A 23,914-nucleotide genomic window follows, 5' to 3' on the forward strand; every position below is an offset into this window, starting at 1 on the left:
AAGGCGGAACGCGCCATGCGCGTTCCGCGTAGCGATCCGGGAGGACGGCTCAGATCGTCTTGGCCGACATTTGCGAAGCGATGTATTCGGCCTGGCGGATAGCCAGCGACACGATCGTCAGCGTCGGATTTTCAGCCGCACCGGTCGTGAACTGGCTGCCGTCCGACACGAACAGGTTCTTGATGTCGTGCGCCTGGCCGTGCTTGTTGACGACGCCGTCTTCCGCCTTTTCGCTCATCCGGTTGGTGCCGAGATTGTGGGTTGAGGGATAGGGCGGCGTCGGGAAGGAGCGCGTCGCGCCGACCGCATCGTAAAGCGCTGTGGCCTGCTTGTAGGCATGATTGCGCATCGCCGTGTCGTTGTGATGATCATCGAAATGCACGTCGGCGATCGGCATGCCGTGCGCGTCCTTCTCGTCCTTGTGCAGCGTGACGCGGTTTTCCGCGCGCGGCATGTCCTCGCCGACGATCCACAGGCCAGCCATGTGATCATAGTGGTCGAGCGCGGTGGTGAAGGAACGGCCCCAGCCGCCGGGATTGAGGAAGGCGGCCATGAAGGGCAAGCCGAGCGACAGCGTCTCGAATTCATAGCCGCCGACAAAGCCGCGTGAGGGATCGTGCCGCGCCTCGTCGCGGATAATGCCGGCCATGGTGGTGCCGCGATACATTCGCACCGGTTGGTCGAAAATGGCGTAGACCGAACCGGTGGTGTGGCGCATGTAGTTCTTGCCGACCTGCCCCGACGAATTGGCAAGCCCTTGCGGAAACTTCGCTGACTCGGAGTTCAGCAGCAGGCGCGGGCTTTCAATCGAGTTGCCGGCGACGGCAACGATGCGGGCCTTCTGCTCCTGCAGCTTGCCGTCCTTGTCGGCATAGACGACGCCGGTCACTTTTCCGCTAGCGTCATGGTTGATCTTGATCGCCATGGCGTTTGGCCGGACCTCGAGATGGCCGGTCGCCTCACCCTTGGGAATCTCGGTGTAGAGCGTCGACCATTTGGCGCCCCATTTGCAGCCCTGGAAGCAGAAGCCGGTCTGTTGGCAGGAGTTGCGGTCGTCGCGCTCGACCGAATTGATTGCCATGTTGCCGGTATGACATTCCTTATAGCCGAGCTTGTCGGCGCCGGCCTTGAGTACCTTGAAATTGTTGTTGCCGGGCAGCCGCGGCCAGCCATTGGTGCCGGTGACGCCCATCTTGGCTTCCGCCTTGGCGTAGTACGGCTCCATCTCGGCCAATGTGACCGGCCAGTCCAGCAGGTTGGCGCCTTCCAGCTTGCCGTAGGTCGAGAGCGTCCTGAACTCATGCTGCTGGAAGCGCAGCGAGGCGCCGGCCCAGTGCGTGGTCGAGCCGCCGACCGATTTGACGATCCAGGCCGGCAAATTGGGGAAATCCTTCGACACCCGCCAGTCGCCTGAGGTTGTGCGCTTGTCCGTCCAGGCGAGCTGGCTGAAGGAACCCCACTCGTCGTTGATGAAATCCTCGTATTCGTGGCGCGCGCCGGCCTCGAGGATGACGACATCGACGCCTTTCTGGGCGAGTTCGTTGCCGAGCGTGCCGCCGCCGGCGCCGGAGCCGATGATCACGACCACGCCGTCGTTGTTGAGATCAAATGAAGCTGCCATGGTTTCCTCCCATGAATTCCTGTTTGCGGGGTTTCAGAACGACGGAAGGGCTCAGAGCCACTCTATGTCGTCGAAACCGCGCGCGATGTAGCCACCCTTGGAGTAGGATTCGCCCTCGTAGCCGAAAATCGGCCACACCTCCTGCTGGTTGTAGAGGCTGACGACGAGGCCGCCGCGGATGGACTGGAAGAACGGCGTCGCCTCGATCTGCTGCAGCACGGCAACGCGCTGCTCCTCCCAGCCGAGGCCGCGATAGCCGCCCTCGCCCGACTTCTTGTCGAGGTTGGCGATGCCGTCTTCGATCATCGTCTTGTAGGCAGCGTCCTTGCCGGCCTGCTCATCATGCCCTTTTACGGCGATGGCGTAGTATTTGTCGGGCACCTGATCGTGCGGATAGATGTCGCGCGCCATCTGGATCAGCGTTGCCATGGTTTCGGGCTTGAGCGCCGATGTCTCGAGCCCCCAGGCATTTTCAGGGCTGATGACGGCGCTGCCGGAAATGACGAGCAACGCGCCGATGCCGCCGCCTTTGAGAAGTTCACGACGTGAGAGCCTCGCGTCATAGATCGTGACCATTTGTTCCTCCCTGCTTGCTGTTTGCGCCCTTGAACAGCGCCGTTGCTGGCGCCGCGCGGCTGAATGCGGCTGATAATCCCCTACTGGAAGCGCCCTCCACGCTGCAGAACCTCGATCTTGTAGCCGTCGGGGTCCTCGATGAAGAAAAAGCGGGCGATCAGCGATCCGTCGCGGTTGAATTCGACGATCTTCTTGGGGTTGAGGCCGAGCGCGCCGATCCGGTCGTGTTCGCTGTCGAGATCGGACACCGAGACCGCCAGATGGCCGTAACCGTCGCCTAGCCCATAAGGCTCGGTGCGGCCCTTGTTCACGGTGAGTTCGAGCTCGAACCCCGTTTCGGCGTTGGCAAGGTAAATCAGCGTGAATGTCTCGAAATCCAGCCTGTCGGCGACGTCGAGCCCGAAAGCGTTTCTGTAGAAATCGACGGATCTGGCCTCTTGGAGAACCCGGATCATGGAATGGATTGCCTTCGCCAAATCAGTCTCCGCCGCTGCATGTTGGAGGCGATTATGGGCGGCACGCGCGAAAGGTGGTGGCAGCCGGTTACCACGGCTAAATTTGCAATCGCTGCTATGCCTGCGCCTAAAGACGAAAGTCCGATTGCCGATTCGGCCCACAAGGCCGAACATGCAGGGACAACCACAACTTGAAGGCGCGACACGCTGCGCCCAAAACCAACAATATCGGGAGGTAAGGATGTGCAGGGTTTTTGCCGGGCAGGATCCGGAAGGCTATCGACAGATCAACCGGTCGATCCGCATCGACGGTCACTCTACGAGTATCCAGCTTGAAGGAACGTTCTGGGCGCTGCTTGACGAAATTGCCGACAGCCAGGGCCTGACGACGCCGAAGTTCATCTCAAAACTCTATGACGAGGCGATCGAGATCAACGGCGCCATTCCCAACTTCGCGTCAATGCTGCGTACCACCTGCGCGCTCTATCTGCGCGGTCACCGGCCAGACATGGATGAGTTGACGCCGAAGCGCGAAGCGGCCTGAGGAAGCTAGCCTTCCGCCGCAACGTCGAGCCCGAGCCGCGCCATATCGGTGAACAGCGCCTGACGTTCGGAATAGGCAGTCTGTTCGCCGGTCACGATGTTGTCGACGACGGTCAGCAGCGACAGCGCGCGGGCGCCGAAATGCGCCGCGATTCGGTAGAGTGCGCTGGTTTCCATATCGACAGCGAGAGCGCCAAGCGCCTGCGCTTCGGCAAAGCGGTCGCGCCCTCCAGGGTGGTAGAAGACATCGCTGCAGATGGTCAGCCCGGCCTGGTGGTCGATGCCGAGCTGGGCGGCGCAGGCCAAAGCGTGGGCGAACAGGCCGGGATCGGGCCCGGCGGCAGCATCGTAGAGGCCGAAGACCTGGCCGCTTTGGTCGCTTTCGGCGCGCACCGACTGCGAGATCACCAAGGAGCGCAGCGGCACGCGGGGTGTCAGGCCGCCGCAGGTGCCTGTGCGGATCAGCGTTTTTACGCCGTGAACATCCAGGAGTTCATGCGCATAGACCAGGAAGGACGGGACACCGATGCCGGTGGCCTGGATGCTGATGGGACGGCCGCGATAGAGACCGGTGAAGCCGAGTACGCCCCGGCGGCGGTTGACGCAGCGCGGCGCCTCAAGAAATGTCTTTGCCATCCACTCGGCGCGTTGCGGATCGCCCGGCAACAGCACCGTTGCGGCATAGTCGCCCCTGGCAGCCTCGTTGTGCGGCGTCACGACATGCTCCCCAAAACCCGCCGCCCGTTTCGCCTGCAATAATGGCAGTGTCACGTCATTGCGCAAGCTTTGAATTAGGGCGCCCTAGGACTCCAATACATCCTTGACCACGGTGGCCAGTTGCTTGAGGGAGAACGGCTTCGGCAGGAAGCCGAATTGCGCGTCCGGCGGCAGGTTTCTGGCGAAAGCGTCTTCGGCATAGCCGGACACGAAGACGAACTTGATGTCGGGCTGGCGCTTGCGCAGTTCGCCGAGCAGCGTCGGTCCGTCCATTTCCGGCATCACCACGTCGGACACGACGATATCGACTTTGCCGCCGAGCGCTTCGAAGACTTCCAACGCCTCGACGCCCGAGGAGGCCTCATGGACGGTATAGCCGCGCGAGGTCAGCGCCCGCGAGCCGCCCATGCGCACGGCGTCTTCGTCCTCGACGAGGAGCACAGTGGCCGAGCCCGACAGGTCCTTGGCGCTGTCGGCGGCTTTCACCGGCGCAGCCGGCGCCTCGCTGACGTCGCCGGGCTTCTTCGCCTCCACGATATGGCGCGGCAGGAAGATGCGGAAGGTCGAGCCCTTGCCGACTTCGGAATCGCAGAAGATGAAGCCGCCCGTCTGCTTGATGATGCCATAGACCATCGACAGGCCAAGGCCGGTGCCTTTGCCAACCTCCTTGGTGGTGAAGAACGGCTCAAAAATCTTCTTCAGCACGTCCGGGGCAATGCCCGAGCCGCTATCCTCGACCTCGACCACGACATAGTCGGTAGGCGTGAGCTCGCGGTAGGAGAAGCTCTTGCATTGTTCGGCGGTGACGTTGCGGGTGCGCACGGTGAGGTCGCCGCCGGCCGGCATGGCGTCGCGCGCGTTGACGGCCAGGTTGACCACCACCTGCTCGAACTGGCCGATATCGACCTTGACCGGCCACAAATCGCGGCCGTGGTCGACCTTCAGCTTGATCTCGTTGCCAACCAGGCGGGCAAGCAGCATCCGGAGATCGGCAAGCACGTCGGTCAGGTTCAGCACTTCCGGCCGCAATGTCTGCTTGCGCGAGAAGGCGAGCAACTGCCGCACCAGCGAGGCCGCCCGGTTGGCATTCTGCTTGATGTTCATGATGTCGGGGAAGGACGGGTCCGACGGCCGGTGATTGGTCAGCAAAAGATCCGACGCCATGATGATGGCGGTCAGCACATTGTTGAAGTCGTGGGCGATGCCGCCGGCGAGCTGTCCGACTGCCTGCATCTTCTGGCTCTGCGCCATCTGGCCCTCGAGCGCCTTCTGCTCGGTGGTCTCGACGGCATAGACGATGGCCGATTCCTCGGCGCCCTCGCCGGTGCCGTCGGCGACGGCGTTGACGTAGAAGCGGATGTGACGCTCCTCATTGCCGGGCAGCAGCGTGTCGATCGGCTCGATGTCGGCCTGCCTCAGCCGCGCCTTTTCGAACGCGGCGGCAAAGGCCGGCCGGTCGCGCTCGTGGATCACGGTGTCCAGCCGCACGCGGCGGTCGACCGCGTCGCCGTCGACGACGGAGGAAAACAGCGACAGGAACGGCGCATTGGTGCGCAGGATGCGGCCGCCATTGTCGACGGCGGCAATGGCCATCGGCGTCGAATTGAAGAAGCGAGTGAAGCGTACCTCCGAAGCCCGAAGATCGGCCGATGCATCCTCGCCCTGCGTGCGGTTGAGCACGATGGTGCGGGTGGGACCGTTGGTCCCCTCGCGGCTGGCCGAGACCCGATGCATGAAGCGCACCGGCAGCGCCTCGCCGGTCGTCGTCGTAAGATCGAGATCGATGACGGCGTTGCGGGTGGTGCCGGGATCGGCCTTGACCGAGCGCACCAGCGCCATGCCGTCGCCGGCGACGATTTCCGGGAGTGTCACGGCGCCAGGGGTGAAGCTCGCCAGATCGATGCCCAGCCATTCGGCAAGCGTGGCGTTGATGTAGGTGACACGGCCTTCCTGGTCGGCTGAGAAGAAACCGGCCGGCGCATGGTCGAGATGGTCGATGGCCTTCTGCAAGTCGAGGAAGAAACGCTCCTGCTCGGCCCGTTCCTGCGAGATATCGGCAAGCTGCCAGGCAAGCATCGGCAGGCGCTGACCGGGAACGCTGAAGGTCCGGGCCCGCGCCCGGTACCAGCGCGCGCCGGGCTCGGCGCCCGGCCGGATCGACTGTGCTAGCCGGAACTCACCGTCGCCGGCCTGGCCATCGCGCAAGCCCGAGGCCAGCCGGTATATGGTCACCGAAGCTTCGGGGACATCGGAAAGCAGGCCTTCGACCGTCTTCAGATCGGCGGCCGACGCAGCACCGGTCATCTCGGCATAGGCCCGGTTGGCGTAGACGACGCGGCCCTTGGTGTCGGTGACGATCAGGCCCTGCGACATCGAATCGACGAAGGCCTTCGACAGTTCGTCCCCGGTCGAACGCGGCGCGATCTGCACGAAGCCGATGGCCGTGGCGAACAGGAAGCCGACGCCGATCATGGCAAGCACGCCCAGCATGCCGAGCAGGAACGGATCGCCAAGACGCTCGCGGAAAATGCCGAAAACGATCGCGGCCCCGGTCAGGACGATGATGAACACGATGAGCCGGGTAACCGCGCCTGGCCGCGTGTTCTGATCGACGATCGGTACCGGATAGAAATCGCCGCGCGTTTCCCTGGCCATATGCCCCCTGCTCGTGAGTTGTCCGACACCGCCCCCGGCCGGTTGAATCACATTCTCCTAATCCGGAAAAGGCCCTGGCGGCAAATGTCGGATAAAAATGACGCGTCGGTGTTTTCAAGCTGTTCACGAAGCGTGAAGGCAACTTGCGGTGGCTGGCCGCAACGGTCTAGTGTCCCTCCACTTCAAAAGCCGATTGGGGGCACCGATGCAGTGGCTGGATAATGTGGCGGGTCCCGGATATGCCGCAGCGCTGCTGTGGACGTTTGCTGCCCTTGTCCTGCTGGTCATCGTGCTCATCATCATCAGGCTGGTCCGCAACCTGACCTTCGGCACCTTCGTTGCCGGCGGCAGGAACCGCAAGACACGGCTGGCGGTCATGGACGCCACGGCGGTCGACAGCCACCGCCGGCTGGTGCTCATCCGTCGCGACGACATCGAACACCTGCTTTTGATCGGCGGCCCAACCGACGTTGTCGTCGAGCGCGATATCAGACTTGCAGCGCCACGCCGTCCGGCATTGACCGGCGATGGCGGTGTTGGCCAGCAGCAACAGGCGCCGCGGCCGCGCGCAGCACAACCCGCTCCCACCGCGCCCGCAAGGCAGGCGCCACCGCCGCAACCGGTAAGGGCTGCTCCAGCCGCCGTTCCGCCGCGCCAGGCCGCACCGGCGCCGAAACCGGCTCAAATCTACCAGGCGAGCAATGTGACACCGCTGCCGGCCTATGGCTCCGCCGCCAATACTGCCCGGCAGGCCCCGCCACCGAAGCATGAGTCCATCGACGATACCCTGATGCGGGAGCTCGAGGTCTCGCTCGACGATTCGCACCCCAAACCGGCAAGCAAGCCGGCTGCGAAGGCACCGCAGTCTCTCGACGACGAGATGACCAAGCTGCTCGGCGAACTCGCCAGCCAGAAACGATAAAGCCCGGCGAACCGTCATCTTGCCGATTCCCGATCGGAACGCCGCTTAAAGCGCGTCGCACAAATCCGTTCAGCGCGACGCGCTTTAACTTCGTGCGATTAAACCCTTCGCTAAAAACACAAATGGCCGGGAAACCCGGCCATTTCGATGAAACAGTCCTGCCTGACGGCAGCGGCTCAATCGTCGCGATAGACCTTCTCGCGGCGTTCGTGGCGCTCCTGCGCTTCGATCGACAAGGTCGCGATCGGACGCGCGTCGAGTCGCTTCAGCGCTATCGGCTCGCCGGTTTCCTCGCAATAGCCGTAAGTGCCTTCATCGATGCGCTGCAGCGCCGAATCGATCTTTGAAATGAGCTTGCGCTGGCGGTCGCGGGCGCGAAGCTCGATGGCCCGGTCGGTTTCCGAGGAAGCACGATCGGCGAGATCGGGATGGTTGGCGTTTTCCTGCTGCAGGATTTCGAGGGTTTCGCGCGCTTCGCGCAGTATGTCGGTCTTCCAGGTGACGAGCTTCAAGCGAAAGTAGGATTTCTGCCGTTCGTTCATGAACGGCTCGTCTTCGGAGGGTACGTAATTGGCTGTAACGATATCGTTCATTCGACTCACCCAACAACCCCAAATTTGGCGCCTATATATTCGCGCAGAGAAGGCTGCACAAGCGTAATCCGCGCGCGTTTCACGCAATTGTTAATGCCGCGCGGGCGATCCTCAGCAAAGCCTTCCATAGGAAGGGCGCGGGCGTATTCGCACATGATTCGCTGCGCTTGGGCGTCGCCGCCCATTGTGCCTCAGGCCTTTCTCGTGGCTAATCCAGTTGTGTCATTGGTGGGCAGCACACCATTGGGGGTCCGGTGAGCAGACTGTATCTGTTGAGGCATGCGAAGGCTGGCTGGGCCCTGCCCGGCGTGCGCGACTTCGATCGCCCGCTCGACGCATCCGGCATTGCCGATGCCGAAATGATGGGGACGGCGATGCGTACCCGCAACTACATCCCCGATATCACGCTCTGCTCCAACGCCAAGCGGGCGCGCCAGACGCTGGAAGGCATCGCCGGCCACACCGATACCGGCCGGGTGCTGTTCTTCGACACGCTCTACAGCGAGGATGCCGCCGGCTACCTCGCCATCATCCGCAGCAATGGCGGCCCCGGCTCGCTGCTGGTCATCGGCCACAATCCGATGACGGAAGACCTTGCCATGGCGGTCTCGGGCGACGGCGACGAGGCTGCTCGGGCCATCATGAACCATGGTTTCCCGACCTCCGGCCTTGCGGTCGTGCGCTTCGACGGCACCCTCACGGAGGCTGCGCAAGGCGCGGGCTACCTCGAAGCCTTCCTGACGCCCGTCGATCTCTGAGCCGAGCCGGCCGAGGCCGGGCGCCATTTCAAACTTGAACCGCAAAGCCTATATCGGGCGCAAGAGCACGCCTGAGAGAACAGATTTTGGCATCATCGCTGACCACTTTCACCGACGAAGCGAGAATTGCCCTGGATACGCTGTCGGGGCGTGCGAGCGGGCTTTTTTCGCCGTCGCTTCGGCTGGGCGTCACCGGCCTGTCCCGGGCCGGCAAGACGGTGTTCATCTCGGCTCTCGTCCACAATCTCATCCATGGCGGGCGCCTGCCGCTGTTCGAGGCGCAGAAGTCGGGACGGATCGCGCGCGCCTTCCTCGAGGAACAGCCGGACGATGCCGTGCCGCGTTTTCAGTACGAGGACCATATCTCCGCCCTGGTCAACGACCGCACCTGGCCGGACTCGACGCGCGCCATTTCGGAACTCAGGCTCACCATCGAATATGACTCTGCCTCCGGTTGGAACCGGATGTTTTCCAGCGGCCGATTGTCGGTCGACATCGTCGACTACCCCGGCGAATGGCTGCTCGACCTGCCGCTGCTCGGCAAATCCTTCGCAGATTTTTCGCGCGAGGCGTTCGAGATGGCGATGCTGCCGGTGCGGGCCGACCTGTCGCAGGACTGGCGGGCGCTGTCGGCGAGGATCGAACCCAATGCCGACGCCGACGAGAGGACGGCGCGGCGCCTCGCCGAGAGTTTTGCCGCCTACCTCAAGGCCTGCAAGCTCGACGAGCGGGCGCTTTCGACCCTGCCGCCCGGCCGTTTCCTGATGCCTGGCGACCTCGAGGGATCGCCGGCGCTGACCTTCGCGCCCTTGCTGCTCAAGGGTGAGAAACGGCCGCGGTCCGGCTCGCTGCAAGCGATGATGGAGCGCCGCTACGAGGCCTACAAGACGCATGTGGTGAAACCGTTCTTCCGCGAACACATCACCCGCCTCGACCGCCAGATCGTGGTGATCGACGCCATGCAGGCGCTGAACGCCGGCCCCGGCGCGATGGCCGACCTGGAACGCGCGGTGACCGAAATCCTCTCCTGTTTCCGTCCTGGCCGAGGCAATTTCCTCACCGACCTGTTTTCACGCCGCATCGACCGCATTCTGGTTGCCGCGACCAAGGCCGACCATTTGCATCACGAAAGCCATGACCGGCTGCAGGCAATCGTGCGGCGGCTTGCCGACCGCGCCGTGGCGCGGGCAAATTTCACCGGCGCCGATGTCGACGTGGTCGCCATGGCGGCGGTGCGCGCGACGCGCGAAGGCACGGTCAAGCAAGGCCGCGAAACCCTGCCGGTGATCATCGGCACGCCGCTGAAGGGCGAGAAGATCAACGGCGAAACCTTTGATGGTAAAGCCGAAACCGCCATATTTCCCGGGGACTTGCCGGAGAAAATTGACGCGGTTTTCGACGTTTCCGAAGCCGACCACCGGCAGAGCAGCGACGATCCGGCGATCCGTTTCGTGCGCTTTCGCCCGCCAAAGCTCGAACGCACCGCTGAAGGCGTCACGCTGTCGCTGCCGCATATCAGGCTCGACCGCGCCTTGCAGTTCCTGATCGGAGACCATCTGGCATGACCGCGCCCCGCAGACCGGCAGCTTTCCGCATCGAGCCGGAGGCCGAACCGAAGCAGGAAACGCGCCGCCCCCATGCCGAGCCGCCGGCACGCAAGTCGCGCGCCGTCGTCCTGCCGGCCGAGATCGATGTCTTCAACGAACCCGACATTGTCGCCGCCGAACCGCCGCCGGCGACCGCGCCGCGCAGGCGCTCGCTGTTTGCCAGCCTGTTTTTCGGCGCGGTCGGCGTGCTGGTTTCGCTCGCCGTCGGCCTGTGGACCGACCAACTCATCCGCGACCTGTTCGAGCGCGCAGAGTGGCTGGGGTGGCTGGCAGCGGGAATGGCCGCAATTGCCGTGTTGGCGCTCGCGGTCGTGCTGGTGCGGGAATTCCTGGCTATTGCCCGGCTGGCCGAGGTCGAAAAACTGCAAAAGCGGGCGCTCGATGCCGTGGCGCGCGACGATCCGAAGGCTGCAAGGGCCGTCGTCGAAGAGCTTTCGGCCTTTGTCGCTGCGAAACCCGAAACCGCGGCCGGCAGGCGCTCCCTGGCCGAATTGCGCGGCGAGATCATCGACGGCGGCAATCTGGTGCGACTGGCCGAAGCCGAGATTCTCGGGCCGCTCGATGCGAGAGCCAAGGTGATGATCCTGGAAGCAGCCAAACGCGTGTCGCTGGTCACCGCCGTCAGCCCCCGCGCACTCGTAGACGTTGCCTATGTCGTGTTCGAGGCCGGGCGCCTGATCCGCCGCTTGTCCGAACTCTACGGCGGCAGGCCGGGCACGCTGGGCTTTTTCCGGCTGGCGCGCAGCGTTCTTGCCCATCTGGCGGTGACCGGCTCGATCGCCGTCGGCGACAGCTTCGTCCAGCAGATCGTCGGCCATGGCCTTGCCGCCCGGCTGTCGGCGAAACTCGGCGAAGGCGTGGTAAACGGCATGATGACGGCGCGTATCGGCATTGCTGCCATGGAGACGGCGCGGCCCCTGCCCTTCATTGCCGGCAGGCGGCCGGGTATGGGCGATTTCCTGTCGGCGCTGACCTCGTTTGCGGCCAAAAAAGAGAATGAAGCACCCGCCTCAAGCAAGTGAACGCCCTCTCGCGGTCACCAAGCATTAACCAATCTTGTTCATGGTCGTCCAACAACAGCCTCCTTGTTGCCGGGTGTCGTCTATGAAAAGCGTAATCTTGTCCTGCGTCCTGCCCCTGGTCGCGCTTGCAGCACCTCTGGGCCCGACCGGGAAAGCCTTTGCAGCCGAGCCCGACAAGCAGTTCTTCCGCACCGTCGAAGGCAAATGGGTCGGCCCGGGCGAAATCATCGCCGGCAAATACAAGGGCACGAAGTTCACCTGCAGCTTCGACGGCTCGACGCCGGACAACAAGACCGGCATGACGCTCGATGGCGACTGCCGCGTCGGTGTCTTCACCCAGAAAATGTCGGCGACCGTCGAGCGCAAGGGCCGCGACTACAAGGGCAATTTCATGGGCGGCGCCGCGGGGTCGGGCCTGGACATCATCGGCGGCAACGTGGTCGATGCCCGCAAAGTCGTCTTCACCATCAACCGCAACCAATTGCGCGGCGTCATGCAGGCCCGCATTCCCGACGACAATTCGATGACGGTGACTATCGCCGTGCGCGTCGACCAGCAACTGGTGCCGGTCATCGGCATGAGCCTCAAGCGCGTCGACGCCGTCGAAGTCGGCTCCATCGCCAAAAACTGACTCTCAAGCGGTTCCCCGAAAAAAGCGCGGAACGGGGTTGCACTGCGCGATAGCTGAGCTGTTCCGCTCAGCTCGATGTCGGGAAGTGACACGCCACCTTGCGGCCAGGTTGGCGCTCCTCGAGCACGGGCCGCTCGGGGCGGCACCTTTCTGTCGCGACCGGACATGTGGCGCGCAACCGATGATGTCAGCGTCTCCGATGGCCCAAGCCACAGCAAGGCCAACGTGTCATGGTCCTGTGCGTGCCGGCGGTCCTCCGTGTCAGCGCGATGCCTTTAAGAACACCAGCAAAAAAGGCGGCGGCTACTTGAGCCACCGCCTTCCTCAATTTCCGAACGAAGAATCAGCCCTTGATGGCGGCCGTCAGCTCGTCATAGGCCTTGCAGGCGTCGGCCGGCGTGGTGGCGCCCTGATATTTGGTCGTCACAGCCTGCACCTTGGCGGTCAGGTCGGCGGCCTTGGTCGGATCCTTGGTGATCGCTTCCTGCAGCGCGGCGGTCATTTCCTGCGCCTTCTTGGCCGCGATTTCCTGCGTGCATTCAGGCGCCTTCGAACAGGCCGATGCGGCAAGCATGGCGACACCCACGCCGACGAGCAAAAACTTCTTCATGTCAGTCATTCTCCTCACGAAGGCAGAACTTGATCGTCGCTGCCTTCCAACGGCCGAAGCCTGGCGTCCCATAGCCGCCGATTGCGGCAAAACGCAACGTGTGCGGCGCATAAACCTGTGCAGCGCTGCTGCAACGGCGCGGACGGCCTGATTGAGGCCGCCCGTGTCAGACGAAGCAAGGTTTCAGCCACGAGGCTGCAGCAGCGCCAGTGCGGCCGTCGCCGCGGCAAGGACGGCGGTTAGGGTCAAAGGTCCCGTAGCGCCATAGGTGTCCACGACATAGCCGCCGACAACCGCACCGACGGTGATGGCAACCTGGAAGCAAGTGACCATCAGGCTGCCTGCTGCTTCCAGCGCATCAGGTGCCGCGCGAGACATATTGGTCGGCAGCACCACCGGCGCCATGCCGAAGGCGAAGCCCCACAGCGTAACAAAGCCGAAGGCAACGCCGGTTTGCGCGCCCCAAAGCACCAAAGCGAGTGCCGCAAACGCCATCAACGCGGCGGTTACTGCGAGGGCCATGTGGATGTTGGTGTCGGCCAGGCGACCACCGGCAATATTGCCGATCACAGCGGCGATGCCGAACCCGAGCAGCGCCAGGGCAATCGGCCCGGTTGTGAGGAGCGTCACCTGTTCGAGGAACGGGCGCACATAGACCGAGCCGGCAAAATGCCCGGTCATCAGCAGAACAATGGCAAGCATGCCGAGTTGGATGCCACGCCGCCGTGTCAGCCGAAAGACGTCTGCAAGGCTGTTGCTTGCCGCCGCAGGCAAGGTCGGCAGGCTGAGAAGCTGCAGCAGCATGGCAAGCGCGGCCAGCCCCGCCGTCATGGCCATGGCGCTGCGCCATCCCAGCCAGTCACTGATCAACGCACCCATCGACGGCGCGGCAATGGTGGCGAGTGAGACGCCGAGGGTCACGATCGCCATGCCGCGACCTGTCGCATTGGCGCCAACCAGCCGCGCCACGACGGCAACGGAAAGTGCCCAGAAAGCGCTAAGAGCGATCCCCAACCCGGCCCGGCCCAGCAACAGCAGCCAGAAATTGGGCGCCAGCGCCGCAAGAATATTGGAACCGACCGCCAGGGCCATGAGGCCAACCAGCACCGCCTTGCGGTTCAATCGACCGATGAGAACATTGCTCAACATGGCCGTCACGGCGCCAACGGAAGCGGTGGCGGTGACGACCTGTCCGGCCGTTCCCTCGCTGATGCCGAGATCGCGCGCCATCGGCGTCAACAGACCTGCCGGCAAGAATTCGGCAGACACCAGGGCAAAGCTGGTGGCCGCCAATGAAAGGACCGCGAACCAGGTGGCCGCGCTCCACGCGGCTGGTGCATCGGCATCAAGGCCAATGGCGGCGTCTTCAAGCTGTAATGTTGTGTCAGTCACGGGAAGATCTCCACAGTTTGGAGATCTCAGATAGGCGAGTCCGCCCGGATGTTATGTACCTTAAAATCCGAAATTCATATCCATTCGTCCGGGAATTGTGCGGCGCACAACGCCTGGCGAGACATTGGTGATGCGCTTGAACGCGCGGGCGAAGGACGCCTCGGAATCATAGCCCAAACGGGTAGCGACTTCGGCAACAGACAAGCCGTTTTGGCCCAGCAATTCGCGGGCAAGCTGCATGCGCAGGCGGGCGAGATAATGTGCGGCGCCCTCACCCAATACCGCGCTGAAGCGCTCGGCGAAAATCGAACGCGATTGGCCTGCCACGCCGGCCAGGCTTCCCAGCGTCCAGTTGTGGCCGGGATCGCGATGCATGGCCGCCAGAGCGCGCCCTATATGGGGGTCGCGGATGGCTGCAAGCCAACCGATGGTCGAGGCGCCGTTGCAATTGACCCAGCAGCGTATGAGCCTGGCTGTCAGCAAATCCGCCATACGCGACAGGATGGTGGCGCTGCCCATCTGCGGTTGCGCGGCCTCCACCGTCATGGCCGCCAGCAAAGGGCCGACCATCGGGTCATTGCCGGCCACGTCGCAACCCTTGATGAGAGGCGGCATCAACGTGATCAACGGATTGAGCGCATAGGAGCCGAGAGACATGGAGCCGCAGAAAAGGGTGCTTGTCGCGCCCGTTCCCTGCCGTATCACTTCGCAAACGTTGCCGCCCAACTTGATCACCTGGCAGCCCTCGAGCGAATCGCCCACCACGTCCGGCGCACTCGCCAGCCGATGGGCGATGCCTTGCGGCAGCAGCACCAGATCGCCATCGCGCAACTCCTGCCAGCCTTGCGCTTCGGTGTGAATCCAGCATGGACCCTGGCCGACAAAGTGAAAACGAAGCAGTTGTTGTTGCGGAAAGTCTATGCTCCATGGGTGCCGGAGTTCGCAGCGGCCATAGTTGACGCCACTCAAGCGAAAGTCTTGCAGAACTTCGCTGAGCGCATCCATCGGGATATGTGGCAGCGGCGACGGCCGGGACGAATAATCAGGCATTTGTCAGATATAGATACCGGCCGTCCGACAGGCAAGCGCAGACTGTTGTTCCACCGGGGAATCGCTGCCGCGGCCACCCTACCCATCCTGGCAGGCTTCCCGCCCTTGCCTCCCGCTCCCAGTGCATGCAAGGAGTGCTGTCGGACACAGGGACAAGAGGCATGGCAGCGGAAGCATCGGGCAGCGATCTCATTCAGGTGGTGGCGCTGCTTGCCGCAGGCGTCGTCGCCGTTCCGATCTTCAAACGCATGGGGCTGGGCTCGATCCTCGGCTATCTCGCCGCGGGCGTGGTCATCGGCCCGTTCGGTATTGGCATTTTTTCCGAATCGGAAGCCATCCTGCATGTCGCCGAACTCGGCGTGGTCATGTTCCTGTTCATCATCGGGCTGGAGATGCAGCCGTCGCGGCTATGGGGCCTGCGCCGCGAGATTTTCGGCCTCGGCGCGCTGCAGGTCGGCGTCTGCGCATTGCTGCTCACCGGTGTTGGTCTCGCCGGCGGCTTTCCGATCGCGCAATCCTTCGTTGCCGGCGCCGGCTTTGTCCTGACCTCGACGGCGATCGTCATGCAGCTTCTGGAAGAGCGTGGCGAGATGGCCAGCCCCAAGGGCCAGCGCATCGTGTCCATCCTGCTGCTCGAGGATCTGGCAATCGTGCCGCTTCTGGCGCTGGTCGCCTTCCTGGCGCCGGGCGGCAGCGAGATGACCCTGCAGCAGAGGCTGACCGAAATCGGCATCGGTCTTGGCGCCATCGTCGGGCTGGTGGTGGCCGGCCGCTATCTGCTCAATCCGTTCTTCCGCATCCTGGCCGACGCCAAGGCGCGCGAAGTCATGACGGCGGCAGCACTTCTGGTCGTGCTGGGGTCGGCGCTGGTTATGCAGCTTTCCGGCCTCTCGATGGCGATGGGCGCCTTCCTGGCCGGCGTGCTGTTGTCGGAATCGACCTTCCGCCACCAGCTGGAGGCCGACGTCGAGCCATTCCGCGGCATCCTGCTTGGCCTGTTCTTCCTCGCCGTCGGCATGTCGCTCGACCTGCATGTGGTGGCCGACAACTGGCGGCTGATCGCCGTCTATGTCGTCGCCTACATGGCGATGAATGCGCTCGGCATCTATCTCGTCGCCCGCATGCTGAAGAGCGGTCATCGTGAAGCGCTGGAACGCGCCGTGATCATGGCGCAAGGCGGCGAATTCGCCTTCGTCCTCTATTCGGCCGCAGCGGCGGTTGGCATCATCGACAGCCGGGCCAACGCAACGCTGACCGCTATCATCATCATCTCCATGGTGCTGACGCCGCTGGCCATCATTGCGCTCAAATATTTGACGCCGCGCGACGAGCAGTCGCTTGAAGGCGTCGACATCGCCGACGGCCTTACCGGCAGCGTGCTGGTCATCGGCTTCGGCCGTTTCGGCCAGATCGCGAGCCAGCCGCTTTTGTTGCGCGGCATCGATGTGTCGATCATCGACAATGATGTCGAAATGATACAGGCGGCCGCCGATTTCGGCTTCAAGGTCTACTATGGCGACGGCACGCGGCTCGACATTCTGCGCGCCGCAGGTGCAGGCCGCGCGCGCGCCGTGCTGATCTGCGTCGACAAGCCGGACGCCACGGTGCGCATGGCGGAACTGATCAAGGCGGAGTTCCCGTTGCTGACTGTCCTGGCGCGTGCCTTCGACCGCGGCACCGCCCTGTCGCTCATCCGCGCCGGGGTCGACTTCCAGCTGCGCGAGACCTTCGAATCGGCCCTCGTCTTCGGCGGTTCCGCGCTCGAGGTTTTGGGCGTCGAGCCGGAAGATGTCGCCGATGTCATCGAGGATGTGCGACGGCGCGACAATGCCCGACTGGAGACGCAGCTGGCCGAAGGCGTCCGCGCCGGGCAACGTTTCCTCAGGGGCAATACCGGCACGCCGATCCCGACGCCGCTGACGCAACCGCGCCGGCCCGGCCAGGCGCTGAACGAAGAGACGGCCGGCGTGCTGCACAAGCCCGAGCCCGCCGATCAGGGGGAAAGCTGATGACCGCATCGGATGAGCGCGCGCTCGCCGTCACCAAATTCTGGCGCGAGGCCGGCGAAGACGCGTGGTTCGAGAAGAACGACGTCTTCGACGCGGATTTCCGCAGCAGGTTTCTCGACCTGCACTTTGCCGCCGCGCGGCGCGAGTGCGACGCATGGTCGGAGCATGCCGAGGGTTCGCTGGCGCTGATGATCCTGCTCGACCAGTTTCCGCGCAACTGCTTTCGCGGCTCAGGCCCTATGTACGCCACCGATCCGCTGGCACGGCACTTTGCCGCCAAGGCGATTGCGGCCGGCCATGACCTTTCGCTGGAAGAAAACCTGCGCGTCTTCCTGTACCTGCCCTACGAACATTCGGAACTGCCCGCCGACCAGGACAGATCGGTCGAGCTCACCACCGCCAGGGCGCCGGAGTATGTGAAATACGCCATCGAGCACCGCGACATCATCCAGCGCTTCGGCCGCTTTCCGCACAGGAACAAGATGCTTGGCCGCGAGACGACGGCGGACGAACAGGCATTTCTCGATGGCGGCGGCTTCTCCGGTTAACCCAGCCACCAATCGCGGCCGGAAGCCAGCCGCTCTATGCCTGACGTATCGACGGCGCTGAGCCGCTCGGTCACGCTCCTGCCGCCCACCGCCAGATCCGGCGCGATCTCTGCCAAGGGCGCCAGCACGAAGGCGCGCTCCACCATTCGGGGATGCGGCACCTCCAGCCCGGTTTCGTGGATTGTGCGGTCGCCGAACACCAATATGTCGATGTCGATCAGGCGCGGACCCCAGCGCTCCTCGCGCACCCGCTTCAGCTTGCGCTCGGCCTCGAGGCAGAGGTCGAGCAGCGCCCTTGGCGCCAGCGAGGTCGAGATTTCGGCAGCGGCGTTGAGGAAATCCGGCTGGTCGAGCTTGCCCCAGGGCGGCGTGCGGTAAAGTGAGGAGACGGCGACGACGCGCGTGCTCTCGTCGGCGTCGAGCAGGCGCAGCGCCGCCGCCATCGAGGCCGAGGGATCGCCGAGATTGCCGCCAAGGCTGAGATAGACCGTGTTATTGTTACTCTGGCCAGACAACGGTCACCTCGACATAATCGAGCACGCCGGGCACCGGTGCGTTGGGCTTGCGCACGGTGATCTCGGCCTTCCTGATCTGCGGGAACCGTGAAGTCAGCGCCTTCGCCACTTCGAGCGCCAGCGCCTCGATCAGGAAGCGGCGATGTCCAGTGACGATCTTTTCAATCACCGTGAAGGCGATGCCGTAATTGACGGTGTCCTCGATGGAATCATCCTCCAGCGGGCGGCTGGGCTCGACCGTCAACTCGGCATCGACATAAAAACGCTGGCCAAGCGCCTCTTCCTCATCCAGCACGCCGTGCCGGGCAAAGAAGGCGCAGTTCTTCATGCGGATGACGTACATTTCTTACTGTCCTGGGCTCAGCGTCCTGGCTTTTCGCGCGCCAGCATAGCATCGGCGACCGCCAGTGCGTCCACGTTGATTGCGACATCGTGGACGCGAAACAGATCGGCGCCCTTCAGCCTCAGAATGACACTGGTGGCTGCCGTCCCGGCGGCGCGCGCGCCGGCTTCGCGGCCGGTGACGGTGCCGATGAAGCGTTTTCTGGAGGTGCCGGCCATCAAGGGAAAACCGAGCTCCTTAAGCTCGGAAAACCGCGCCATCAGGTCGAGGTTTTCCTCAGCCGTCTCCTTGGCGAAGCCGAAGCCGGCATCGAGTACGATATGATCGTCCGCAACGCCGCTGCGCCTGGCGATTTCCAGCGAAGCCTTGAGGAACAAAAACTGGTCGGCGATGACGTCGGGCAGTTTTTGCCGCCCGCGCCCGGTATGCATGATGACCAGTCCGGCGCCGGTCTCGGCGGCGACGCGGGCGATGCCCGGTTCGCGCTGCAAGCCCCAGACATCATTGACGATATGCGCACCGGCGGCGACGGCGAGGCGCGCGGTTTCCTCGCGATAGGTGTCGACCGATACCAGGGCTTCGCCTGAACCGGCGAGTGCTGCGATCACCGGCAGGATGCGGCCCTGCTCTTCTTCAACAGTTACGGGCGATGCGCCGGGGCGTGTGGATTCCCCGCCGATGTCGATGACGGCAGCGCCCTCTTGCGCCATACGGCGCGCCTGAGCCACCGCCTGATCGGGCGTGATGAACAGTCCGCCATCCGAAAAACTGTCCGGCGTGACGTTGAGAATGCCGACCACAATAGCTTTCTCGCCAAGTTCGAGATGGCGCCCATGCGCCAGTTGCCATCGCCTTGTCGTCATTGTCCTTCAACCATGTGTCTCATTGGCATGTGGCTCATTGGCATGTGGCTCATCGGGCGCTTGCAATCCATCACCGATGCGTGATCGGTGGAAGATCAATTCCGTTGCGCCGGCAACGGCCGTAAAGCAAGGTGCGTGAAGAGGCAACATGATGAAACGACCCCTGCTCTGCGCCCTGATGCTGGCTTTGACCGTCCTGCCGGCGAATGCTGCCAATCTGGTGAAGACTTACAGCTATTTTGCCATCGGCGGCAGCACGCTCGATGACATCGAGACGCAATTGTCGAAGCATGGACCCGAGGTGAAAAGCACCGGGATGCGGCATCCAGGCGCCGCCCAGATGGCGTTCACCACCCGCATCAGCTACGCGCAAACCGCTGACACCTGCCGCATCGCCAAGGCTGCCGTCACCGTCAAGGTCAAGGTCATCCTTCCGGAGTGGCGCCGGCCGCGCAAGGCCGATCCCGATGTCAGGCTGTTCTGGGACACGCTGTCGGCAGACATCAAGCGCCATGAGGAGCGTCATGCCGAGATCGCCAAGAACCACGGCCGCCTGCTCGAAGACGCGCTGAACGCTAGCTTTGCGCAAAAGACCTGCGCCGGGGCAAAGGCGAAGGCGGCGCAGATCACCGCGGCCGAACTCGCCAGGCATGACCAGGACCAGTTGCGCTTCGACCGCGTCGAAGGCGTGAATTTCGAAAGCCGCATCCTGCGGCTGCTGCGCTACCGCATGCAGCGCGTCCAGAACGGCCAGCTTCCGCCCGGCTGAACCACAGGGCTGATACCAAGCCAATTCTGCCGAAACATGAGGCCAGCCCCAGAAAATTTTCGGGCAAAGGTCGAAATCGGCCTATACGGGACGACATATGTCAGGCTCGCAAGATATGTCAGGTGGCAAGGCGCGAGCTTCGAAACACCAGATCAAGACCAATCGAGGCGGCGTATAGCGGAGCGGCCATTGGCGCCGCGCAATCGCTCGCAGACACTGTGGATGCACTGATATGGACCAGGCTGTCGACAAGCCGGCTAGGGTGGCGCCCGCCGCGCCGCTTACGGAAAGCGAGAAGAACGTCATCATCGCCGGCATCCTTTTGTCGATGCTGCTGGCGGCGCTCGACCAGACCATCGTCGCGCCGGCCATGCCGACCATCGGCCGTTCGCTCGGCCACGCCGACTACCTGCCGTGGATCGTGACCGGATATCTCCTGACGGCGACGGCCATGGCGCCGCTCTACGGCAAGATTTCCGACGTCTATGGCCGCCGGCCGACCGTCTATGCGGCGATCCTGATCTTCCTTCTGGGATCGCTGGTCAGCGCCATGGCCCCCAACATGTTCGTGCTGGTCATCGGCCGGGCGATCCAGGGTGCGGGCGGCGGCGGCCTGTTCGCCCTGGCGCAGATCGTCATCGGCGACCTGGTGCCGCCGCGCGAACGCGCGCGCTATGCCGCCTGGATTTCGGGCACCTGGGCTGTCGCCAGCATCGCCGGGCCTTTGCTCGGCGGCGGATTTGCCGAACATCTCCATTGGTCGCTGATCTTCTGGATCAACATCCCGCTCGGCATCTTGGCCATGGCCATCATCAACAAGCCGCTGCGCAAACTGCCGGTCGCCGCAAAGCGGCATCGCATCGACGCGCCGGGCGCGCTGCTTCTGGTGGTGGCGACGGCATTGCTGCTTTTGGCCCTCAACTGGGGCGGCAGCGCCTATCCATGGGCTTCGCGCGAGATCGTCGGCCTGCTCGCCTGTTCGGCGGTCTTCTGGGCTGCGTTCGCTTTGCGGCTGATGCGTGCGGCCGAGCCGCTGATCTCGCTTGAAGTGCTGAGCAATCCGATCGTGCTTGCCGGCACGGCGTCGATGTTCCTGCTGCAGGCCGCCAATATCGGCCTGTCGGTGTATCTGCCGGTCTATCTGCAGTCGATCATCGGCCTGTCGGTCAGCCAGTCGGGCCTTGCCATGCTCGGCCTGCTGCTCGGAACGGTCGCCGGCGCGACGTTCAGCGGCCGCACGATACCGCGCTTCTTCCACTACAAGCGTATCGCCATGGTCGGCGTTCTCTTCGCCATTATCTGTCTTGGCGTGCTCAGCCTGGTCGCCGGCCGCGCCTCGCTGCTGGTGGTCGAGCTCTTGACCATCTGCATCGGCCTTGGAAGCGGCACCACCTTCCCGGTCGCCACCGTATCGGTGCAGAACGCCGTCGACCGCGCGCATCTCGGCGTTGCCACCGGCGTGCTGACCTTCCTGCGTTCGCTGGGCAGCGCGCTCGGCGTCGCCATGCTCGGCGCCGTCGCGCTCGGCTATGGCCTGCCGCTTGCCGGCGAAGGCGCGCCGGCTGCCGGACAGATCGTCTCGGCGACGCCCTTCATGATGATCTTCCTTGCCGCGGCCGTCACGCTCGTGCTGGCGCTGATCACGCTGGCGCTGATGCCGGAGAAGTCACTGCGCGGCCGCGACGACGCCGAGGCGCCGGTCGTTCTGGTGGAGTGATCCGGAAAGCCCTGTAGGGCCTACTCCACGACGCCGAGCTTCTTCTGCAGGCTGGTCGACGACGTCGTGTACTGGAAGACGATGCGCTCGCCCGGGCTGATGATGCGCTTGGCGGCCTGCGCCATCAGCGCCACCTCGTGAAAACCCGACAGGATCAGCTTCAGCTTGCCTGGGTACCAGTTGATGTCGCCGACGGCAAAGATGCCTGGCACCGAAGTCTGGAATTTCTCGGTATCGACCGGAATGAGGTTCTCATGAAGGTTGAGCCCCCATTCGGCGATCGGGCCGAGCTTCATGGTCAGGCCGAAGAACGGCAGCATGCGCGTGCACGGCACCTCGATGTCGCCGTCAGGCCCGCCCTTGATGGTAGCAGAGGCCAGCTCGCCGTCGGCGCCGGTCAGGCCGCTCACCTGGCCGACCCGGAACTCCAGCTGCTTCATCTCCTGCATGGCATACATCTTGTTGACGCTGTCGGGCGCCGCCCTGAATTCCGCGCGCCGGTGGACCAGTGTCACGCTTTTTGCCACCGGCTGCAGGTTCAGCGTCCAGTCGAGTGCGGAATCGCCGCCACCGACGATGACGAGGTCGTGGCCGCGGAATTCCTCCATACGGCGCACCGAATAGAAGACGCTCCTGCCCTCATAGGCCTCGATGCCGGGAATGGGCGGCCGCTTGGGCTGGAACGAGCCGCCACCGGCGGCGATCACCACCACCTTGGCTTCGAACACCTCGTTCTCGTCGGTGGTGACCCGAAATGAGCCGTCGTCCAGCTTTTCCAGGCTGGAGACCATGCGGTTGAAGGTAAAATCCGGCTTGAACGGTTGAATTTGCTCGAGCAGTTTGTCGACCAGCCCTTGCGCCGAGATCGAGGGCCAGCCTGGAATGTCGTAGATCGGCTTTTCCGGATAGAGTTCGGCGCATTGGCCGCCGGGCCGGTCGAGGATATCGATCAGATGGCACTTCATGTCGAAGAGGCCGAGTTCGAACACGGCGAACAGGCCGACCGGCCCCGCCCCGACAATGAGTGCGTCCGTCTTGATTATATCGGTCATGCCAGGCGAGCCTCATTGTCAAACTGGGGCGAAACTGGCGCGAGACTGCATGAGCATTGGCCCGCTGCCAAGCGGCGGCGGGAAAAATCAGATGCTACGGGAGATCAACCCTGGCGAGCCGGCACGCGCACGACGAGGCCGTCAAGCGCGTCGCGCACCTTGATCTGGCAGGACAGGCGCGAGTTCGGCTGGACGTCATAGGCAAAGTCCAGCATGTCCTCTTCCATCGCCTCCGGCTCGCCGACCTCGGCCGTCCAGGCTTCGTCGACATAGACATGGCAGGTCGCGCAGGCGCAGGCGCCGCCGCATTCTGCCTCGATGCCCGGCACCGCGCTACGGATCGCATTCTCCATGACGGTCGAGCCGTTTTCGGCCTCGACATCGAAAGGAGTGCCGTCATGGGCAATGAAGGTCAGCTTGGTCATTTGTCACCTGAAGGGAGTCCCAGCCGAGATAATCACTCCGCCGGACAAGTCAACTGCCGCGCGAAAGCGCCGCTTTGTGACGTTTTTTCGGAAAGCTGGCCAAAGCACGCCCTGGCCCCGTCGATTCATCCCGGTGGCCGCTGCCGAGCGGCAGCCATTACCGGCTGATGGCGGCGATGAAATCGCGCACTTCCTCGATCAGGGTGCCGAGGCGCTTGAGGATGCGCGCATCTTCCGGCTGCTGTTCGATCGAGGTGGCGCAGTCGGCGATGGCAAAGGCGCCGACCCCGCGCGCCGAACCTTTCAGCCCATGCGCCAGAAGCAGTCGCTCCCTGATGTCGGCATCGACTATTCTGTCGCGGACGGAAAGCGCCTGCTGTACGAACAGTGCCAATACCTCCTGTTCGAGGGCGCGATCGCCCATTGTCTGACGGGCCAAATGGGCCAGATCCACTGGGCGCGAACGGGCCGGTCCCGACGCATCGCCGCCCGGCATTGAGAAGGCAATGCCGCTTTCACCG

At 63.8% G+C, this 23,914-nt stretch carries 25 protein-coding genes; 10 read left to right on the top strand and 15 right to left on the bottom strand.

The genetic code is table 11. From position 1 onward, the window contains the following. Positions 1 to 49: 49 nt before the first annotated feature. From NKH38_RS11020 to NKH38_RS11030, 3 genes are all read right to left on the bottom strand, one after another. On the bottom strand, positions 50 to 1,621 hold the full coding sequence (locus NKH38_RS11020) for a GMC family oxidoreductase (RefSeq protein WP_352759994.1): 1,572 nt from the start codon (positions 1,619 to 1,621) through the stop codon (positions 50 to 52). A 51-nt stretch (positions 1,622 to 1,672) separates the two neighbouring features. Further along, the gene (locus tag NKH38_RS11025; RefSeq protein ID WP_352759997.1) at positions 1,673 to 2,197 is read right to left on the bottom strand and encodes a gluconate 2-dehydrogenase subunit 3 family protein; all 525 of its coding nucleotides are present in this window, start codon (positions 2,195 to 2,197) and stop codon (positions 1,673 to 1,675) included. Positions 2,198 to 2,277: 80 nt separating this feature from the next. Further along, complete coding sequence (locus NKH38_RS11030; protein ID WP_023684616.1) at positions 2,278 to 2,673, bottom strand: VOC family protein; 396 nt, start codon at positions 2,671 to 2,673, stop codon at positions 2,278 to 2,280. Positions 2,674 to 2,893: 220 nt separating this feature from the next. On the opposite strand from NKH38_RS11030, the gene NKH38_RS11035 reads away from it, so the two are divergent. Beyond that, the gene (locus NKH38_RS11035) at positions 2,894 to 3,196 is read left to right on the top strand and encodes a ribbon-helix-helix domain-containing protein (protein WP_023670924.1); all 303 of its coding nucleotides are present in this window, start codon (positions 2,894 to 2,896) and stop codon (positions 3,194 to 3,196) included. A 5-nt stretch (positions 3,197 to 3,201) separates the two neighbouring features. Here the strand turns inward: NKH38_RS11035 and NKH38_RS11040 are convergent, their stop codons facing one another. Both NKH38_RS11040 and cckA read right to left on the bottom strand, forming a co-directional pair. Then, positions 3,202 to 3,912 (bottom strand): purine-nucleoside phosphorylase, encoded by a 711-nt coding sequence (locus tag NKH38_RS11040; protein WP_352760002.1) that lies wholly within the window; start codon positions 3,910 to 3,912, stop codon positions 3,202 to 3,204. A gap of 84 nt (positions 3,913 to 3,996) precedes the next feature. Further along, on the bottom strand, positions 3,997 to 6,567 hold the full coding sequence (cckA, locus tag NKH38_RS11045; protein WP_023696496.1) for a cell cycle histidine kinase CckA: 2,571 nt from the start codon (positions 6,565 to 6,567) through the stop codon (positions 3,997 to 3,999). Positions 6,568 to 6,772: 205 nt separating this feature from the next. Here cckA and NKH38_RS11050 point away from each other — a divergent pair, with 205 nt between their 5' ends. Then, positions 6,773 to 7,489 (top strand): flagellar biosynthetic protein FliO, encoded by a 717-nt coding sequence (locus NKH38_RS11050; protein WP_023693371.1) that lies wholly within the window; start codon positions 6,773 to 6,775, stop codon positions 7,487 to 7,489. 176 nt (positions 7,490 to 7,665) lie between these two features. Here NKH38_RS11050 and dksA read toward each other — a convergent pair whose 3' ends face one another. After that, positions 7,666 to 8,082, bottom strand: a complete 417-nt coding sequence (gene dksA, locus NKH38_RS11055) for an RNA polymerase-binding protein DksA (protein ID WP_023673491.1) — start codon at positions 8,080 to 8,082, stop codon at positions 7,666 to 7,668. 254 nt (positions 8,083 to 8,336) lie between these two features. Between dksA and NKH38_RS11060 the strand changes: the two genes are divergently transcribed. From NKH38_RS11060 to NKH38_RS11075, 4 genes are all read left to right on the top strand, one after another. Then, the gene (locus NKH38_RS11060) at positions 8,337 to 8,840 is read left to right on the top strand and encodes a SixA phosphatase family protein (protein ID WP_352760007.1); all 504 of its coding nucleotides are present in this window, start codon (positions 8,337 to 8,339) and stop codon (positions 8,838 to 8,840) included. A gap of 86 nt (positions 8,841 to 8,926) precedes the next feature. Next, positions 8,927 to 10,405, top strand: coding sequence for a YcjX family GTP-binding protein (locus tag NKH38_RS11065; RefSeq protein WP_352760010.1), 1,479 nt, complete (start codon positions 8,927 to 8,929; stop codon positions 10,403 to 10,405). Next, positions 10,402 to 11,469: a YcjF family protein gene (locus NKH38_RS11070; RefSeq protein ID WP_352760013.1), complete on the top strand. Its 1,068-nt coding sequence runs from the start codon at positions 10,402 to 10,404 to the stop codon at positions 11,467 to 11,469. Before NKH38_RS11065 ends, NKH38_RS11070 begins: the two co-directional genes overlap by 4 nt. An 82-nt stretch (positions 11,470 to 11,551) precedes the next feature. Next, positions 11,552 to 12,100, top strand: a complete 549-nt coding sequence (locus NKH38_RS11075; protein ID WP_023673495.1) for a hypothetical protein — start codon at positions 11,552 to 11,554, stop codon at positions 12,098 to 12,100. Between the two features lie 343 nt (positions 12,101 to 12,443). Here the strand turns inward: NKH38_RS11075 and NKH38_RS11080 are convergent, their stop codons facing one another. The 3 genes from NKH38_RS11080 to NKH38_RS11090 all read right to left on the bottom strand — a co-directional run bounded on the left by NKH38_RS11080 (position 12,444) and on the right by NKH38_RS11090 (position 15,152). Next, entirely contained in the window at positions 12,444 to 12,710 is a 267-nt protein-coding gene (locus NKH38_RS11080) for a hypothetical protein (RefSeq protein WP_023673496.1), read from the bottom strand. Between the two features lie 183 nt (positions 12,711 to 12,893). Further along, positions 12,894 to 14,102 carry an MFS transporter gene (locus tag NKH38_RS11085; RefSeq protein ID WP_352760017.1) on the bottom strand — a complete coding sequence of 403 codons (1,209 nt, stop codon included), beginning with the start codon at positions 14,100 to 14,102 and terminating at the stop codon, positions 12,894 to 12,896. A 60-nt stretch (positions 14,103 to 14,162) separates the two neighbouring features. Beyond that, positions 14,163 to 15,152, bottom strand: a complete 990-nt coding sequence (locus NKH38_RS11090; RefSeq protein ID WP_023706171.1) for an AraC family transcriptional regulator — start codon at positions 15,150 to 15,152, stop codon at positions 14,163 to 14,165. A gap of 161 nt (positions 15,153 to 15,313) precedes the next feature. Between NKH38_RS11090 and NKH38_RS11095 the strand changes: the two genes are divergently transcribed. Next, positions 15,314 to 17,161, top strand: a complete 1,848-nt coding sequence (locus NKH38_RS11095; RefSeq protein ID WP_023742508.1) for a monovalent cation:proton antiporter-2 (CPA2) family protein — start codon at positions 15,314 to 15,316, stop codon at positions 17,159 to 17,161. Further along, entirely contained in the window at positions 17,161 to 17,709 is a 549-nt protein-coding gene (locus tag NKH38_RS11100) for a DUF924 family protein (protein ID WP_352760021.1), read from the top strand. Before NKH38_RS11095 ends, NKH38_RS11100 begins: the two co-directional genes overlap by 1 nt. Here the strand turns inward: NKH38_RS11100 and folK are convergent. The 3 genes from folK to folP are packed head-to-tail and all read right to left on the bottom strand — an operon-like array spanning position 17,706 to position 19,430. Further along, positions 17,706 to 18,224: a 2-amino-4-hydroxy-6-hydroxymethyldihydropteridine diphosphokinase gene (gene folK / locus NKH38_RS11105; RefSeq protein WP_023685987.1), complete on the bottom strand. Its 519-nt coding sequence runs from the start codon at positions 18,222 to 18,224 to the stop codon at positions 17,706 to 17,708. The two genes, NKH38_RS11100 and folK, sit on opposite strands and share 4 nt — an antisense overlap. Further along, on the bottom strand, positions 18,208 to 18,567 hold the full coding sequence (gene folB, locus NKH38_RS11110; protein ID WP_023673502.1) for a dihydroneopterin aldolase: 360 nt from the start codon (positions 18,565 to 18,567) through the stop codon (positions 18,208 to 18,210). Before folB ends, folK begins: the two co-directional genes overlap by 17 nt. Positions 18,568 to 18,584: 17 nt before the next feature. Further along, a complete protein-coding gene (gene folP, locus NKH38_RS11115; protein WP_352760025.1) occupies positions 18,585 to 19,430 on the bottom strand; it encodes a dihydropteroate synthase in 846 nt (281 codons plus the stop codon). A gap of 148 nt (positions 19,431 to 19,578) precedes the next feature. Between folP and NKH38_RS11120 the strand changes: the two genes are divergently transcribed. Together NKH38_RS11120 and NKH38_RS11125 are read left to right on the top strand one after the other, a co-directional pair. Further along, the gene (locus tag NKH38_RS11120) at positions 19,579 to 20,199 is read left to right on the top strand and encodes a DUF922 domain-containing Zn-dependent protease (RefSeq protein WP_352760028.1); all 621 of its coding nucleotides are present in this window, start codon (positions 19,579 to 19,581) and stop codon (positions 20,197 to 20,199) included. Between the two features lie 232 nt (positions 20,200 to 20,431). After that, entirely contained in the window at positions 20,432 to 21,916 is a 1,485-nt protein-coding gene (locus tag NKH38_RS11125) for an MDR family MFS transporter (protein WP_352760031.1), read from the top strand. Between the two features lie 20 nt (positions 21,917 to 21,936). Here NKH38_RS11125 and NKH38_RS11130 read toward each other — a convergent pair whose 3' ends face one another. The 3 genes from NKH38_RS11130 to NKH38_RS11140 all read right to left on the bottom strand — a co-directional run bounded on the left by NKH38_RS11130 (position 21,937) and on the right by NKH38_RS11140 (position 23,889). Next, positions 21,937 to 22,968: an NAD(P)/FAD-dependent oxidoreductase gene (locus tag NKH38_RS11130; RefSeq protein WP_023748746.1), complete on the bottom strand. Its 1,032-nt coding sequence runs from the start codon at positions 22,966 to 22,968 to the stop codon at positions 21,937 to 21,939. 104 nt (positions 22,969 to 23,072) lie between these two features. Next, positions 23,073 to 23,393 carry a 2Fe-2S iron-sulfur cluster-binding protein gene (locus NKH38_RS11135; protein WP_023673507.1) on the bottom strand — a complete coding sequence of 107 codons (321 nt, stop codon included), beginning with the start codon at positions 23,391 to 23,393 and terminating at the stop codon, positions 23,073 to 23,075. A 157-nt stretch (positions 23,394 to 23,550) separates the two neighbouring features. Continuing rightward, entirely contained in the window at positions 23,551 to 23,889 is a 339-nt protein-coding gene (locus tag NKH38_RS11140) for an Hpt domain-containing protein (protein ID WP_023700815.1), read from the bottom strand. Positions 23,890 to 23,914: the final 25 nt, after the last annotated feature.

It is taken from the genome of Mesorhizobium sp. M1078, from assembly GCF_040318615.1.
In the GTDB taxonomy this organism is placed as follows: Bacteria; Pseudomonadota; Alphaproteobacteria; order Rhizobiales; family Rhizobiaceae; genus Mesorhizobium.